Source organism: Photobacterium sp., assembly GCF_057456235.1.
The window spans coordinates 211891-228260 of record NZ_JBVCPH010000003.1 but is presented as its reverse complement, the minus strand read 5'-3'; the positions used below and the strand labels follow the sequence as shown (position 1 = coordinate 228260).

Below are 16370 nucleotides of genomic sequence, written 5' to 3'. Positions count from 1 at the left end.
AGAAACAAACGCTTAAGCTATTGATTTTGATGGGTTCGAACATACAAAAAAGACCATAACTAAAAGGAAATGTAGTTACTAATGGTAATTACTTACTGTCGCTATATCCCTTTCAATCCAGCTTAGTCACTCTTAATCATAATACTTTCCCATCTGGAAACTATTGCGAAAAAAGAAATGGTCCATTGTAATTAACTTTCACGAAAGGGAGGAAATGAGGAAATGTTTCTTCTGGTCGCCAATATTACGAGGCAAGAAATGCGGTTTTTCGCGACTGTTTTTGTGAAAATACACAAAAAAGGAGCACAAAAAAATAATATTATTTAGGATATTTTTGAGGGAAATCACTTATTTTGTTCATATTTTCATCAGAGTGCTGACTCGAACCAAACCATCGCAGCCTGTCATTTTTCTATGATAAGTAGAATAAGCTGGTGTTTTCCTGACAGATCCCTAAAAAACCCGGCTGCAAGCAGCTTTGATTCCATCCGAGAGCCTCTCTGAATGACAAGATATAATGACGTTGGTAAGACGGCGATCTGGGTACTCATAGTAAGCTCAAGATGTTTTTGCTAGAAAAGCAAAAATAAAAGGCTATCGGATCTATGGGTCATTGGGACTTAAATAGGAATTAGGAGTGATGCAGAAGGATAGTAAATACGGGGGTAAAGGCCCTGCTTGTTCGGGGATTTTAGATCATTGATACGCGGGTCGCTAACCGACCATGGCCAAATTAAGCGAGTCTGCTGAGGTCTCTTGTTCGTAGTGCTCGATACGGTCGTTCATCACCTTAATTGTGTCGCAAAACGCCATCTGTTTGGTGTTTGATAAGGCTAATGGCTCAATCTCTGTCATCATACAAAGGCTTGCTGTACCACAATTTTCTATGACAAGGAATTTGGCCGTACCAAGAGAAGTCTGTAAAGTCACAATATCTCCGTTGACGGGTTCACACCCTTCCGGCCTGGCTTCAAAAAACCAGCTTTTAGGCATCATCGGCTTATGGAAACGACTTGCAGCAACGGCGTTAAGGGCCAGCTCTGCTTTGCGTGGTACAGAAATGTCGAGGTGGGAAATGCTTTCTTTATATGTCTGAAATACTGTCGCATCATCGACGGTAAATACGCACTGATCATACGCGCAGGGAATAAGGTTCTTAGTCGGAATTGAAACGCGAAAAACCATATCGCCCCCCAGATCTAGCATCAGGGAGTCATCCTTATGGTCGTAATACCACTTCCATGAGTCATTAGGTTTTAGCACGTAAACTCTCCAAAATCAGTCCGTTATATTGTTATCAAACGATATGGAAAAAACTTTAGGAGAATTTTACTGCTCTGATTACAAAAGAAAAGGGGAAATAAATCCCCCTTATTGGTGTTTGCTTAATGTTTCTTTGACAAGATATGGTTAAATATTAATCACAATATCTTTAACCAATTTTGGCCCGTGGTAAATGAAGCCTGTATAAATCTGAACGAGCTTAGCACCAGCTAACATTTTTTCGCGAGCAGAAACTGCAGAGTCAATCCCGCCGACCCCGATAATAGGAAGCGCACCATTAAGCGCTTGAGCAAGGCTGCGAATAACTTCAGTACTTCGATTCTGAAGTGGACGGCCACTCAACCCCCCTGCTTCATCACAATGAGGCATACCTTGTATCAGGGCACGGTCAAGCGTGGTGTTCGTCGCGATGACGCCATCAATCTCATTACGGATCAAAGCATCTGCTATTTGCACTATCTCATGATCCTCAAGATCCGGCGCGATCTTCAATGCCAACGGCACATACTTATCATGCTTCTTAGCTAACTCTGTTTGTTTCTGCTTTAATTGACCAAGAAGATCATCCAGTGCTTCACCGTACTGCAGTGAGCGAAGATCCGGCGTGTTCGGTGAAGATACATTAACCGCAATATAACCGGCGTGTTCATAAACTTTATCCATGCAGATTAAGTAATCTTCTACGCCCTTTTCAATCGGTGTATCTTTATTCTTCCCAATATTAATACCAATGACACCGTCATATTTGGCTTTTTTCACATTTTCAACCAAGTTATCAACACCTAAGTTATTGAAGCCAAATCGGTTGATAATCCCTTCGGCGGGAATAACCCGGAAAAGACGAGGTTTGTCATTTCCCGGTTGAGGGCGAGGCGTGACTGTGCCGACTTCAACAAAACCAAAACCCATCGCGCCGAATGCATCAATACATTCACCGTTTTTGTCCAGGCCTGCAGCCAGTCCTACCGGATTTTTGAATGTGATACCCATGACTTCAACAGGATGATCGGGAACGTGTTGACGGTAGAAAAGATCAAGTGGAGTGCCGGTAAAGCGAGAAAAGTTCTGAATAGCAAGATCATGTGCTTTTTCTGCGTCTAGCTGGAAAATAGCGGATCGTGCGAGGCGGTAAATCATTGTACCTCCTTAAAAAAGCCCCGTATAAACGGGTTGACATTATTCACAGGTTTACCTTTTAACGCAAACGATTTCGGCAATAATGATTATGCAATAACAGAAAGGCCACTATATCCGAAGACATAATGGCCTTTTAAACACAAAACTACTGATTACATCTCATGGTAATAGTATAGCTATTTGCTACACATTCGAACGGCAATTCAAGTTAAGCAGCATCAATTCACGCAATGCGACTGAGAATTTCGCAAACTCATGAGTTTTACCCACTTTGAATTCGGCTAACACGCTATTCCAACGATGAATCACAGCCTGATTCATATCAAGCCAGCTATCAATACTCAGCTCCGGTTCTTGCGCCTCTTGAGAACTGGTAATGACCGCAGATGTCAGATGACGTTGCTGCCAATCAAGATCTTCGCGGAAAGATGCACGTGCTAATGCCTGCCAATGATTCTCTACAGGCTGGTTGTGTATCTGCTTTAAGAACCAGTGCAATGACAGCTTAGCTCCTACGACAAAATAGACTCTGGCGATATAATCAATCTCTTTACCCAACTCATTCGCAATCTGCGCAATATCCATTGCTGAAAACAAGCTGGTCAGGCGGGCAATACTATGAGCCAGACTTTCTGGTGCCCCCTGTTGAATCATCAACTCGGCTTGCTCGTTATGCTCTTCCACCTCTTCCGTTACAAGGTAACGCTCTAGGTTGGCATCCAGTGTTTTCACTACAGGTCGATAAAAGTCAATTTGCTGTTCAATACCCATTGCCCGATTACGGTTGCGCAAGATCCAACGAGTCGCACGACGTAACATACGACGGCAGCGATATATCATCTCATACTGCACTTCTGCCGGACTCACATTATCAAGTTCGCGGATCTGGTCAAAGACTCTTTCAAAATTAAAGACTTGACGGCCAATGGTATAAGCGGCAGATATTTCAACTATGGTTGCCCCAGTCTCATCCTGCAGACGAGTGACAAAATTACACCCCATTTCATTCGACATCTGGTTAGCCAGCGCAGTCGCAATCAACTCTTGTTTCAGCGGATGCTGATCCATCTGCAGACGGTATTTTTCCTGTAACTCTTTCGGGAAATAACCCGGCAACAAGCGGCTATGGTAAGGATCATTAGCGATCTCATCGCTGACTAGATCCTCTTTGAGGACCATCTTGCCGTATGCCACGAGTACCGCGAGCTCAGGGCGAGTTAGCCCCATGCCCGATTTTTCTCGCTTTGCCAGCGTATCATCATCGGGTAGGTATTCAAGCGCACGATCAAGTTTTCCTGCACGCTCTAGCTGATGGATAAAGCGAATTTGCTCTTTCAGTAACTGTGCCTGTTGCTGTTGAGTCACTGAAATAGATTCACTCTGGCAGTAAGCATTATCAAGAACAATCTCGCCGACTTCATCTTCCATACGTGCCAGCAGCTCATTACGTTGTTTGTAGGTCAAGTCACCGGATGCCACCAGGCTATTGAGCAAGATCTTAATGTTTACTTCATTATCAGAACAGTCAACACCGCCGACATTATCAACAAAATCGGTGTTAACCCTCCCTCCTTTCTTGGCAAACTCAACTCGGCCAAGCTGGGTCATCCCCAAGTTTCCACCTTCACCGACAATTTTGGTACGTAGCTCGCCGCCATTAATACGAAGCCCATCGTTAGCGCGGTCACCTACATCGGTATGAGTTTCACTTTGTGCTTTCACATACGTACCGATACCGCCATTCCAAAGTAAATCCACTTCCATTTGTAAAATCAGGCGGATCAGTTCGTTCGGTGTCAGGCTCTGCTTACGCGTACCCAGCAATTTCTGGATCTGTGGTGTCAGTTTGATCGACTTGCTGCGGCGCGAAAAGATCCCGCCCCCTTCCGAGATCAGGCCTTGATCATAATCCTCCCAACTGGATCGTGGCAGGTTAAACAGACGATCTCGTTCTTGCCAGCTTGATGCGGCATCTGGGTTTGGATCCAGAAAGATGTGCATATGGTTAAACGCAGCAACCAGGCGGGTATGTTTTGACAATAACATACCATTACCAAATACATCACCGGCCATGTCGCCGATCCCTACGCAGGTAAAGTCTGTCGTCTGGCAGTCTATCCCCAGCTCACGGAAATGACGCTTAACTGATTCCCAGCCACCTTTCGCGGTGATCCCCATTTTCTTATGGTCGTAACCATTTGAGCCACCAGAGGCAAATGCATCACCTAACCAGAAGTTATATTCATCCGATACTGAGTTTGCTAAATCTGAGAATGTTGCGGTTCCTTTATCGGCAGCCACAACCAGATATGGATCGTCTTCATCATGGCGAACAACATTTGCTGGTGGCACAAGAACACCATCACGAATGTTATCGGTCACATCCAACAAGGCACAGATGAAACGCTTATAGCAGCGTTGCCCTTCAGCCAAAATTTCATCTCGTGCTGTCATTTGTGGCTGACGTTTGCAGACGAAACCACCCTTCGCTCCCACAGGAACAATAACCGTATTCTTAACTTGCTGTGCTTTAACTAGCCCCAGAATTTCAGTCCGGAAATCTTCCTGACGATCAGACCAGCGTAAGCCACCACGGGCCACTTTACCGCCTCGCAAGTGAACACCTTCTATATCCGGTGCATACACAAAGATCTCGAAAAACGGTACCGGTGCTGGAATCTCAGGAATTTCAGACGGGCGCAGTTTCAGTGACAGCCATGGCTTCGCACTGCCTTGATCATCCACTTGATAATAGTTAGTCCGTTGGGTGGCGAGGATCATCTCCATATAGCGTCGGATGATCCTGTCATCATCAAGACTTTCCACGTGATCCAGTTTTTTATGCAGTTTTTTAATTAGATCCTGCTCGGCTTTCTCTGAATGATGATTTTTTGGATCGAAACGGAAGATAAAAAGTTTAACCAGATCGCGGGCGAGATCGCTATGGCTAGACAAGGTTTCTTCAATATACTGCTGACTAAACGGGAAACCGACTTGGCGCATATAGCGCGCATAGCTTCGTACAACGGTAATTTCACGCCCGGTTAACCCAGCACAAAGTACTAAGCGGTTGAAACCATCACTTTCGAGGCTGCCATGCCAGATAGCAGAAAAGGCTTCTTGAAAACGATCCCGTGCCTCGCTGAGATCTATCCCTGTACAGGCATTGTGAAACATTGAAAAATCAAGGATCCAGAAAACTGTACCATTCGCGGTAACCACTTGATACGGAGACTCGCCAATCACTCGCAATCCTAAGTTTTCCAACATAGGCATCACGTCCGATAAGTGAATCGGCTCATCGCGATGAAACAACTTTAACTTCACAAAACGTGAATCATTGGCTTCTTCCTGAGGACGGTAGAAAAGCATCCCTAGTTTATTGTCTTCGCTCAGGCTTTCAAGTTGCTCAATATCTGCAACAGCAGACCCGGGTAACATCTGTTCTTTATATGACCGAGGGAATGCGCGCGAATAGTTCTTCGCTAATGGGATGCCATTACTTTCACCAAAGTTGGCTACTAATGAGTTACTTAAACGATCTTCCCAAGATGCTGCCGCTTCAACCAAATTATGTTCGATAGCCTTCACATCCACATCATAATTATTATTTTTAACCCGCACGATATAATGCGTTCTTGCGAGTGAATCTTCGGAAAAGAAAGTCGTGAATTCAACAGGCTGATCAGAACCAAAGTAGTCTTTAAGAATGGCCTGCGTTTTAGTTCGTAATTCAGTGTTATAACGCTCTTTTGTTACATACACCATGCAAGAGAAGAATCGACCAAACGGATCACGTCGAACAAAAAGACGTAATAAGTCGCGATCTTGCATTCGTACGACACCGCAGCCAACATCCAGCATTTCTTTCTCATTTGCCTGGATCAACTCATCGCGAGGATATGTTTCAAGCAGGTTGTTTAGTGCTTTCCAGGAATGTGAACCGGGGGAATACCCACTCGCATCCAGAATTCTCGCTACTCGGTTTCGAATAAGCGGGATATTCATCGCGGTCTGGTGATAAGCGGTCGATGCATAAAGACCGATAAAGCGATGCTCACCAATCACATTTCCTTTTTTATCAAAGCGCTTAATACCGACATAATCGACATATGCAGGGCGATGAATTTTAGACTTGGTATTACTCTTGGTTAAAATAAGAAGTTCATGCTTACGCGCTTCAAAACGGGCTGATTCGGGAAGTTCTGATAATAACAGACTATGGACTTTGTCTGCCTTACCAAGGAGCCCTAAACCAGGCTCATTTGTTGGCCGTAGTTCAAAGTCACCTTCAATAGCGATTAAATCGTATTGGTGATACCCCATAAATGTAAAATTATGGCGATTTAGCCAGTCAATAAATTCGATGGCTTCATCACGATGCTCATCATCAACAGGCAAATCTGTGGTTTTTAGTTCATCCGCAATTTCCTCCATTTTTGTTTTCATGGCCTGCCAGTCAGTCACCACCAAATCTACATCATGAAGCACATTTTCTAGTTCTTCTTTTAGTGCTTGCATTTGTGCTTTGTCGGTAAGGCGGTCTACTTCGATATGGAACAGTGTCTGATAATCACCTTCATTACCACACGCTTCAATAATGTCCCCTTGTTTATTTCGTTTAAAGAAGTAAGGGCCGTTAAACATCAGGTGGCTGGTAATATCCATGCGATTGAGTGTCATACGAACAGAATCTACCAAGAACGGACGGTCTGGCATGACAATCTCAACAACCGTGTGGGTGGATTGCCAACCGTAGCGGCTAAGTGTCGGGTTATAAACACGTATTGAAATTTGATCAGGTTTGTTTTGCATTAGATGGTGCCACAAACTCAATACGGCACCATATAAATCAGATTCATTTCGTTGAAGCAGATCGTCATCAGCTAATTGCCCTAACAGTCGTTGAGCGAAAATTTCTACTAATGACTGCTGAGGAACTTCAATCTTATCCTGGATTAAGCCATACACTTTCTCAAGCAGTACCGGCACTATCGGATCGGGGGCGGTCATAGCGAGTGCTCCATCATTATTATGTTTTATAAATCTAGTATAGGGGGTTTGAACGCTTTAGCGTGATAGCTATTGTAGGGGGTTTTGTTGCAAACTAGTTACGTTAATTGCGTTGTTAAGATAAGAATAAATCGAATATGTGACTAAGGTAAAGATTTTTGATAGTTGTTCTATCTGCTAATAGTCAGAATGATGGTTAACAAGTAATCAGCAAAGTAAAATGATGTTAACCAACGACTCGAGCATTATATTTACGTATCTCTGACTTTTCCCCCTGCCTTTATTATGCAACCCTTTCGATAGTTTCAATTTTATTCCGGCTGTCTACGCGCACACGGAAATAGCCCTTTACCCCCAACTGAGTCAAAAAGGGGCGAAAGCGCGAGGCGGGAAGCTGCAGCTTCAGACCATTCTCTGTCACCACGATTACGGTACTGGCTGCACCTGAATAATGATTAAGAAATGATTGATAGGTGATGTTGAGTGAGAATGTGTAGGTTGTCATAGGAATACGGTTATTGAGAGTGGCGAGTCGCTAGATCAAGAAGTGCATTTCTCGATACTCTTAACTAGAAACTCGAAAATAAATAGAGCCTCTCATTTAGAGACTCTATCAGTCATCGTGCAGATATTACTGTTCTAGTGCTTTCTGCACTTTCTCGAACAGATCTTTTGCCAGATTATCCAGCTTTGCCAATTTTTCCAGCTCTGTACGCATCAATACCTGACGCGGCGCGTCATATTGGCGATACTTCAGAAATGGTTCAATCAAACGAGAAGCCACTTGCGGGTTGCTGGTGTTCAGCTCTGTCAGAATTTCCGACAAGAACTGGTAACCACTACCATCTTTAGCATGGAAACGAACAGGGTTATTCGCGCAAAAACTTGCCACCAGGCTGCGAGTACGGTTAGGGTTCTTCAAATCAAACGCTGGATGCGTCATGGTTTGACGAACTTTCTCAAGCGAGTTCTCAACCGGGTTTTTACCTTGCAGGATAAACCACTTATCCATTACCAGACCATCATGCGTCCATTTGTCACTGAAATCAGTCATTTGTGATTCGCGACATACCAGTTCAGCATTATTCGCCGCTGACATCGCCGCCATCGTATCAGTCATGTTATCAGAGTGGTTATATTGCTCTGTCACTAACTGATTACCTGCTTCAGTGAAAGCCAGATAACCTAAACAACAGTTACGCAATGCGCGTTTGGCCATCGCTTCATGAGAGTTACTGTATTCAGCTTGCGCTAATAAATGGTAGATAGCGGTAAACTCATCTTCCATTTCAGTCGCTAAGATCTTCTCGATCTGACCGACTACGGTATGAATCGCATCGACGTCCACCGTTTTGTACCAGCCAGCTATCTCGTTCTCACTTGGCAATGTCAACATCTCTGCAATAAATGCCGGATCCAGTTTCTCATCCAGTAATGCACCGCGGAACGCATCCACCACAGAAGCTGGAAAATCAACATCTTCGCCTTTCTGGATTCGTTCAACATTATTACGGATGTATTTAGCCAGTAGTATCTGGCCTGCATCCCAACGGGCAAATTCATTACGTGCATAGACCATCAAAAAGACCAGCTCTTGATCTGAATAGTCATATTCCAGAATAACCGGGGCAGAAAATTCGCGTATCAGTGAGATTACAGGCTTTTCATTAACGTCTGTAAATTCAAAAACCTGCTCACTTTCCGTGATATCCAGCACGTTTTTAATTACCTTCCCGTTACACTGTAACTCAATGACATTACCCTGGCTATCATACAACTCAATATCAAGCGGAATATGCAGTGGCAGTTTCTCTTCCTGTCCAGCTATGGCGGGGGTTTGCTGCTGAACAGTGACACGGTAACACTTTTGTTCTGCGTTATAGTCTGTCGTTACTTTAACAACGGGTGTACCCGATTGACTGTACCATCGACGGAACTGTGTTAAATCAATACCCGACGCATCTTCCATTGCCTGTACAAAATCATCACACGTTGCAGCGGTTCCATCGTGACGCTCAAAGTACAACTTCATACCTGCCTGAAATTTATCTTCGCCAAGTAAGGTATGCATCATGCGAATCACTTCACTACCCTTTTCATACACGGTCAGAGTATAGAAATTATTCATCTCAATCACTTTTTCCGGACGGATTGGATGAGACATCGGGCCACGATCTTCAGCAAACTGCGGACCACGAACAATACGGACATTATTGATACGATTAACGGCGCGAGAACCCAGATCTGATGAGAATTCTTGATCGCGGAATACTGTTAAACCCTCTTTCAGACTTAACTGGAACCAGTCACGACACGTTACTCGGTTACCCGTCCAGTTATGGAAATATTCGTGACCAATGACCGCTTCAATACCCTGGTAATCTGTATCCGTCGCGGTCTTTGAATTAGCCAGTACGAACTTCGAGTTGAAAACATTCAGACCTTTGTTTTCCATTGCCCCCATGTTGAAAAAATCAACGGCAACAATCATATAAATATCAAGGTCGTATTCTAGACCAAAACGTTCTTCATCCCACTTCATCGAATTAATCAACGATGTCATGGCATAATCAGCGCGATCAAGATTTCCTCTATCAACAAAGATCTCCAGTTCAACGTTACGGCCGCTCATCGTGATGTATTTGTCACGCAATACATCGAAATCACCGGCAACAAGAGCAAACAGGTAGCTCGGTTTCGGAAATGGGTCTTGCCATTGTACCCAATGGCGGCCATTGCCCAGATCACCAGAATCAACGCGGTTACCATTGCTCAGTAGGTAAGGAAATTCTGCTTTGTCAGCAATGACTTTAGTTGTAAAGCGAGCCAGTACATCCGGGCGATCAAGATAGAAAGTAATACGACGGAAGCCTTCGGCCTCACACTGGGTACAGAACCCACCACCCGACTTGTATAATCCTTCCAGCAGCGTGTTTGCTTCAGGGTTGATTTGCGTTTCGATGGTCAATTCAAATTCAGCAGGTAGCCCACGCAAAGTCAGTGATGCTTCAGCTTCGTCATAATCTGACCATGCCTTGCCATTCACTTCTATACGTACCAGATTCAGACCATCACCATCGAGCACTAGTTCGGCTTCAGCCTCGGCCAGGCGTTTGACCTGACTGACGGCAACAACATGAGTATCAGCATCATGAAGATCAAACTCAAGTGCAATATCGGTAATAGTGTAATCAGGAGCGCGATAGTCGGCTCTGTATTTAGCTGTTGGTTGTGTGACTGTAGATTGCTCTGCTGTAGACTGTTCTGCCATTGTTTCTGTTCCTTTGTTATCCGCCAGAGCAAGGTATGCCCATCATAAACGGCTGAAAACGAGACTCGTATTATTCTGGCTTTTCAGCCATCAAACAAGAATTTATATCATATTGTGAACAATCTTGTTGCTTTAAAGATTTGTATAATGTGTTTAGCCTATATTTTTTTGCTGATTTGAATGATTTAAGCCAAATTAGACCGAAAATAATGTAAACTTTCCGGATTGCGAAAAACAACAGCACTAGATATGAATAACACAGGACACATTGGGGTTATCGACTCCCTGCTTGATACCGATGCATATAAGCTGCATATGCAGCAAGCGATTTTCCATCAATACCCGAATATAGAGGCGGTTGCGGAGTTTCATTGCCGAAGCCAAGAAGACCTCCGTCCTTACTGCAAAGAAATTAAAGCGCAAATTGCACAAGTTTCAGCATTAGCCTTCTCTGCCGAAGAACTGGAATATTTATCAACGCTTTCTTTCTTCCAGCGTGACTATCTTGACTACTTGAAAACCTTCTCGCTAAACAGCGCGCAGGTAGAAGTTGACGATTCAGGTGATCAATTAGCCATTAAAATCACAGGGAAATGGATTGACATTATACTCTGGGAAGTGCCTCTGCTGGCTATCATCTGTGAAATACGCGCAACTCAACGCTATCCGCAAGCAACAGCTGCTGATGCTATTGGTCAGTTAAAAACAAAAATTGAGCGTTTTTACCAAAATGCTCAAGCTTCACATAACGAAGACGCGGTAGATTTGAGCCAATTTTCATTGGTTGATTTTGGTACTCGTCGTCGTTTTTCAAAAGACGTGCATCATCAGGTTGTCGACTATTTAATCGCTAATATGCCTGAATTTAAAGGCACTTCTAACTATCATTTAGCCCGTACTCGTGGTCTGACACCCTTTGGCACCCAGGCGCATGAATGGTTCCAGGCGCACCAGCAGTTAGCCGGTGAACTGGCAGATTCACAACAACTGGCACTGAATCGCTGGATTCAGGAATACCCAGATTCGTTAGGTATTGCCCTCACCGACTGCATCAATATGGATGCTTTCTTGCGTGATTTCGATCTCCGCTTATCAAAACGTTTTGTCGGCCTGCGTCATGATAGTGCTGATCCAATATCTTGGGGCGAAAAAGCAATCCAGCATTATAAATCGCTCGGAATTGATCCAAAAACCAAAACGCTGATTTTCTCTGATAATTTAAACTTGGACAAAGCGCTGAATATTTACAAGCACTTTGTCCATCGTATCAATGTCAGCTTTGGTATTGGTACACAGTTAACCTGTGATTTACCCGGCACCGACACACTGAATATCGTATTAAAACTGACAGAATGTGAAGGCCGACCAGTGGCAAAAATTTCGGATGAGCCAGCTAAAAGTATATGTCGCGATGAAGCTTATCTAAACCAGCTTCGTCGGGCCTTCAAAATTTCGCATCATAGTTCGACGTGTCTGTAATTACTGTTAAAAAGGCTTATCTGGGATAAGCCTTTTTAACTTCAATAACTTTAATTATAACGTCTCGATTATTCTCTTTGAAAAGTGGCTTCCATACCAAACTGTTTATTGGTTAATATAAGCGTGTCTGTTCCCAAAAGAAATTGACTCTCTTGTTGACCATCTTCATATATTAAAACAATATGGTCACCTTCTAGATAATAAATACCGCGGTGTTCTTTTTTCTTTCCCTCTGAATTAGAAACTTCAGCTGAAAATAAAAAATCAGGTCGTAGTGAAATAGATAGCTGCTCTATCCCTTCATCGACATCTTTTCCAGATATATTAGAAGAGCGCCATTCGCCAGGCAAATTATCAGGTGCTAATTTAGTAAACCTTGCTCCATCCAAAATAAATTGATTGTAACTCAGCATATAACTGTGTTGCTGTTCATCTTGCCCTTTTGCCAAGAAGTTGATATTAGTTTCATCAATGTCGTACTTGCCGTCCCACTCATCAACCGTGCCATCGACTCTCAGTAAACGAATTACAAAATTATAAGATGACTTAAATTTTATGTTCATGGCGCGATAGTTCGCCCCTTCACTTTCGACGCCTTTCTCTGTCGTACTGAACCAATACCAGTCACCGAGAAGTAAGGGGTAGTCAAACTCAGTAAGATCATCTGCAAACAAATGGCTACTAAAGGTGCTTAAGTAAAGTGTAATCGCAACCAGTAGAGACTTATACATAGCATTGCTCCCGAGACAACACACAAGATCCTATATAAACCCTAGTCTGCAATGCTTTATTTTGCATTAAAAGATGACTTCAATCACAAGTTGAAATGCAATTGTCTCAAGAATAATACCAATCAGCATAGCTAACTGACTGATACAAAAAAACGGCATCTTGAAAAGATGCCGTTTTTTATTTATATATCAAATCAAAGAATTAACTTTGTGCTTTGACTAAATCCGCTGTAATTGCTACTGCTTCATTAAGATAAGCATCTGGTGATTCATAATCTTTAGGCACATCTTCTAGAGAAGCAAAAGACTTCTTGCCTAACGCTTTTTGGCGCTTGTTCAAACGCGTCAAGCGATCACGATCATTTTTCTCCTGCTCAGCAATGCGCTGTTTCTCACTCAATGAGATCTGGTTAATATCTTTTTCAACTTTATACTTTTCAATATCGTCAAGAATAAAGCGGAATTCCAGATCACTGGTGATACGTTTATCATGCTTGGCTTTCAAAGGAGGCAGAACTGCTGAATAATTATACACTTTCTGATAACTAGCAGGTTTAATGCTATCCCATGGTAATGCATTGTCTTCAACACTCTCTCCTGTTTCAGCAGGATCAATTGCCGTCGGGAAAGCAATATCAGGCACGACACCTAAATTCTGAGTACTACCGCCATTGATTCGATAGAACTTTTGAATGGTATATTGCACATGACCTAAAGGTTGATCAAACAGATCGTAAATATGATTCAGTGAACGGTGCTGCTGAACAGTGCCTTTACCGAAAGACTGCTCGCCTAGCACAATAGCACGGCCATAATCCTGCATTGCGGCAGCAAAAATTTCAGATGCCGATGCACTATATCGATTGATAAGCACTGTTAATGGGCTATCAAAATAGACCCGGTTATCGGAATCGCCATTTACTTTGACACGACCATAGCTATCACGAACCTGAACAACGGGACCACTATTAATGAACAGGCCGGTTAATGCGGTCGCTTCCGTTAACGCACCACCGCCATTGTTACGTAAATCAATAACAATACCGTCGACCTGATCTTCATTCAGCTTGGCGATCTCTTTTTTCGTATCTTCAGATAAGCCTACATAGAAACTAGGTACTTCAATAACACCTATCTTTTTACCTTGAGCTTTCTTCACAGACGATTTTGCCGCCCTGTCTTCCAGACGGATCTTGTCACGAACAATAGTTACATCGTAACTTTTTTGGTTTGTGCCTTCAGGCAAGATCTGAAGCTTAACTTTACTGCCTTTAGGACCTTTGATTAATTGGACGACATCATCAAGACGCCAGCCCACAACATCAACCACATCTTCGCCATCTTGTGCAACACCGACAATTCGATCACCAGCAGCCAATTTTTTAGACGCTGACGCTGGACCACCAGCAACCAAGGAACGAATAACAGTATACTCATCAACCACTTGAAGTACTGCACCAATTCCTTCCAAAGACAAATTCATCTCTGCCTGGAATTGTTCAGCATTTCGTGGTGACAAATAGCTCGTATGCGGATCAACTTCACGGGAAAATGCATTCATGTAAATTTGAAATACATCTTCGTTGTGGGTCTGAGTTAAGCGCTTTAACGCATTGTTATAGCGTTTAGCCAATGTTTCTTTTATTTCGCTCCACTCTTTGCCCGTTAACTTCAGATTCAGCGCATCATACTTAACACGCTGACGCCAGATCTCATTTAATTCATTGCGATCTTTTGCCCAGGCAAGTTCAGAGCGGTCAATAACAAAATTATCCGGTTGATCGAAGGTAATTTCGTTATCAAGCAAGCTTAACGCATACTGATAGCGGTCAAATCGACGCTGTAGCAATTTATTAAAAATATCAAAAGCACCGGTGGTATCTCCTCTTTTGAGTTGATCATCCAGCTCGGTTTGCCATTTTTCAAATTGCTTAATATCAGCTGAGGTCAGAAAGCTCTTATTAAAGTCCAACATTTCGATATAACGATCAAAAATGTCGGCAGAAAATTGATCATCAAGAGAGAATTGCTTGTAATGCGACCGTGTATACCGCGAAGCTATCCTTTTGCTTGCTGTTGCATGCTGCTTTTCAGGGGCGAGCTGCGGCAAGTCACTTAATGAATATTTAGCCTCTAGGGCTTGCGCTGAAGCTGCCAGCATCATGCCGGCAGAGATCAGTGAGAAACGGAATCGACAGTTCATGCGTCGAGCATTCTCCTTTACGAACGCAGGTGCTCCATTTTTACAACCATGGTTAAACCGTTGGTCAAACGAACACGCACATCGTCCTTATTAATTTCAACGATAGTAGCCGGCATGTTCCCGTTACCCATGTTGACACGAACGTCGTTGCCAACTTTCACTTCATCAGCAGTAAGAGCACGGGTAGTTTCAGCAGGCTTTTTATTTAGCTTAGTCGTATTTGGCTTCGTCTTCCTAGGTTTAAGCGTTTTTGTGCGATTATTATCCGCTTTTGCTTCACCTTCTTTATTCGCTGCAGCTTTCGCGACTGCCTGCTCTTTACGACGAGCACGAACTTTAGCTTTACTTTCTTCCAGTGCTTTTTGTGCGTGGTCAACGTGTTCTTGCTCTAACACACCACATTCATTGCCATCTAGGTCAACACGGCTTACACCGGCTTTTACGCCATGAAGGTAACGCCAGGAAGAGGTATATTGACGTAAAGCTGTACGCAATTGTGTTTTACTGATTTTAGGGTCTTCATTCAAACGCTCTGCGAGATCTTGGAAGATACCAATCTTAAGTGGCTTCGCTTCACCTTCAATAGTAAAACATTTTGGGAAACGCTCAGCAATGTATGCAATAACTTCTTTACTGTTCGTTAACTTTTCAGAGTTTTCCATGGAGTTTCCTGACATCAAACGAGGTAACCTCGCTGTTAGTACTGTGATCAAAAAGAAATAGTGTCGCTATTATAGTTACCTAACGCTGAAAAACCACCGAAAGCATACAATTAGAGTCTTTTTTGTAGTTCTTCAACAAAAGAAACCAAACCATCTTCATCATTTTGGTCAAATCTTGATACAGTCGGGCTATCAATATCCAATACGCCAAACAGTTCGCCTTTCACCGTGAGGGGGATAACGATTTCAGAATTACTTACCGCATCGCAGGCAATATGACCTTCAAACTGATGTACATCGCTGACACGCTGTACTCTGTTTTCGGCTATCGCGCTGCCACAAACGCCGCGCCCTACGGGTATACGCACGCACGCAGGCTTGCCCTGGAACGGACCGAGTACTAACTGATCATCTTTTAATAAATAGAAACCAGCCCAGTTAATATCTTCTAACTCCATGTAGAGTAACGCACTAATATTAGAGATATTAGCAATAACATCTGGTTCTCCGTCGATCAGAGCGATAGCCTGTTGAGTCAATCTATTATAAAAAGCGTTTTTATTTTCCATGGCTTACTCCAGATATTTATT

General features: G+C 43.2%; 10 protein-coding genes. 1 reads left to right on the top strand and 9 read right to left on the bottom strand.

From position 1 onward, the window contains the following. Positions 1 to 714: 714 nt before the first annotated feature. From AC2204_RS05375 to pepN, 5 genes are all read right to left on the bottom strand, one after another. Entirely contained in the window at positions 715 to 1263 is a 549-nt protein-coding gene (locus tag AC2204_RS05375) for a cell division protein ZapC (protein ID WP_318924452.1), read from the bottom strand. Positions 1264 to 1410: 147 nt separating this feature from the next. Next, on the bottom strand, positions 1411 to 2421 hold the full coding sequence (gene pyrD, locus AC2204_RS05370) for a quinone-dependent dihydroorotate dehydrogenase (protein ID WP_318924451.1): 1011 nt from the start codon (positions 2419 to 2421) through the stop codon (positions 1411 to 1413). A 183-nt stretch (positions 2422 to 2604) separates the two neighbouring features. Further along, positions 2605 to 7434, bottom strand: a complete 4830-nt coding sequence (locus tag AC2204_RS05365) for an NAD-glutamate dehydrogenase (RefSeq protein WP_318924450.1) — start codon at positions 7432 to 7434, stop codon at positions 2605 to 2607. A 283-nt stretch (positions 7435 to 7717) separates the two neighbouring features. Next, a complete protein-coding gene (locus tag AC2204_RS05360; protein WP_318924449.1) occupies positions 7718 to 7939 on the bottom strand; it encodes a DUF2835 domain-containing protein in 222 nt (73 codons plus the stop codon). Between the two features lie 126 nt (positions 7940 to 8065). Next, on the bottom strand, positions 8066 to 10705 hold the full coding sequence (gene pepN, locus AC2204_RS05355) for an aminopeptidase N (protein ID WP_318924448.1): 2640 nt from the start codon (positions 10703 to 10705) through the stop codon (positions 8066 to 8068). A 249-nt stretch (positions 10706 to 10954) separates the two neighbouring features. Here pepN and pncB point away from each other — a divergent pair, with 249 nt between their 5' ends. Next, a complete protein-coding gene (pncB, locus tag AC2204_RS05350; RefSeq protein WP_318924447.1) occupies positions 10955 to 12184 on the top strand; it encodes a nicotinate phosphoribosyltransferase in 1230 nt (409 codons plus the stop codon). Between the two features lie 68 nt (positions 12185 to 12252). On the opposite strand, the gene AC2204_RS05345 is transcribed toward pncB, so the two are convergent. The 4 genes from AC2204_RS05345 to AC2204_RS05330 all read right to left on the bottom strand — a co-directional run bounded on the left by AC2204_RS05345 (position 12253) and on the right by AC2204_RS05330 (position 16349). Continuing rightward, a complete protein-coding gene (locus AC2204_RS05345) occupies positions 12253 to 12915 on the bottom strand; it encodes a lipocalin family protein (RefSeq protein WP_318924446.1) in 663 nt (220 codons plus the stop codon). A gap of 202 nt (positions 12916 to 13117) precedes the next feature. Then, positions 13118 to 15118 carry a carboxy terminal-processing peptidase gene (gene prc / locus AC2204_RS05340; protein WP_318924445.1) on the bottom strand — a complete coding sequence of 667 codons (2001 nt, stop codon included), beginning with the start codon at positions 15116 to 15118 and terminating at the stop codon, positions 13118 to 13120. 17 nt (positions 15119 to 15135) lie between these two features. Continuing rightward, the gene (gene proQ, locus AC2204_RS05335) at positions 15136 to 15780 is read right to left on the bottom strand and encodes an RNA chaperone ProQ (RefSeq protein WP_318924444.1); all 645 of its coding nucleotides are present in this window, start codon (positions 15778 to 15780) and stop codon (positions 15136 to 15138) included. Between the two features lie 110 nt (positions 15781 to 15890). Then, positions 15891 to 16349 (bottom strand): GAF domain-containing protein, encoded by a 459-nt coding sequence (locus tag AC2204_RS05330; RefSeq protein WP_318924443.1) that lies wholly within the window; start codon positions 16347 to 16349, stop codon positions 15891 to 15893. Positions 16350 to 16370 lie beyond the last annotated feature (21 nt).

Bases quoted from the DNA above. Each gene is read 5' to 3' on its own strand.
- pyrD (WP_318924451.1), bottom strand. From the start codon at position 2,421: ATGATTTACCGCCTCGCACGATCCGCTATTTTCCAGCTAGACGCAGAA.
- AC2204_RS05360 (WP_318924449.1), bottom strand. From the start codon at position 7,939: ATGACAACCTACACATTCTCACTCAACATCACCTATCAATCATTTCTT.
- AC2204_RS05365 (WP_318924450.1), bottom strand. From the start codon at position 7,434: ATGACCGCCCCCGATCCGATAGTGCCGGTACTGCTTGAGAAAGTGTAT.
- pepN (WP_318924448.1), bottom strand. From the start codon at position 10,705: ATGGCAGAACAGTCTACAGCAGAGCAATCTACAGTCACACAACCAACA.
- AC2204_RS05345 (WP_318924446.1), bottom strand. From the start codon at position 12,915: ATGTATAAGTCTCTACTGGTTGCGATTACACTTTACTTAAGCACCTTT.
- proQ (WP_318924444.1), bottom strand. From the start codon at position 15,780: ATGGAAAACTCTGAAAAGTTAACGAACAGTAAAGAAGTTATTGCATAC.
- AC2204_RS05330 (WP_318924443.1), bottom strand. From the start codon at position 16,349: ATGGAAAATAAAAACGCTTTTTATAATAGATTGACTCAACAGGCTATC.
- prc (WP_318924445.1), bottom strand. From the start codon at position 15,118: ATGAACTGTCGATTCCGTTTCTCACTGATCTCTGCCGGCATGATGCTG.
- pncB (WP_318924447.1), top strand. From the start codon at position 10,955: ATGAATAACACAGGACACATTGGGGTTATCGACTCCCTGCTTGATACC.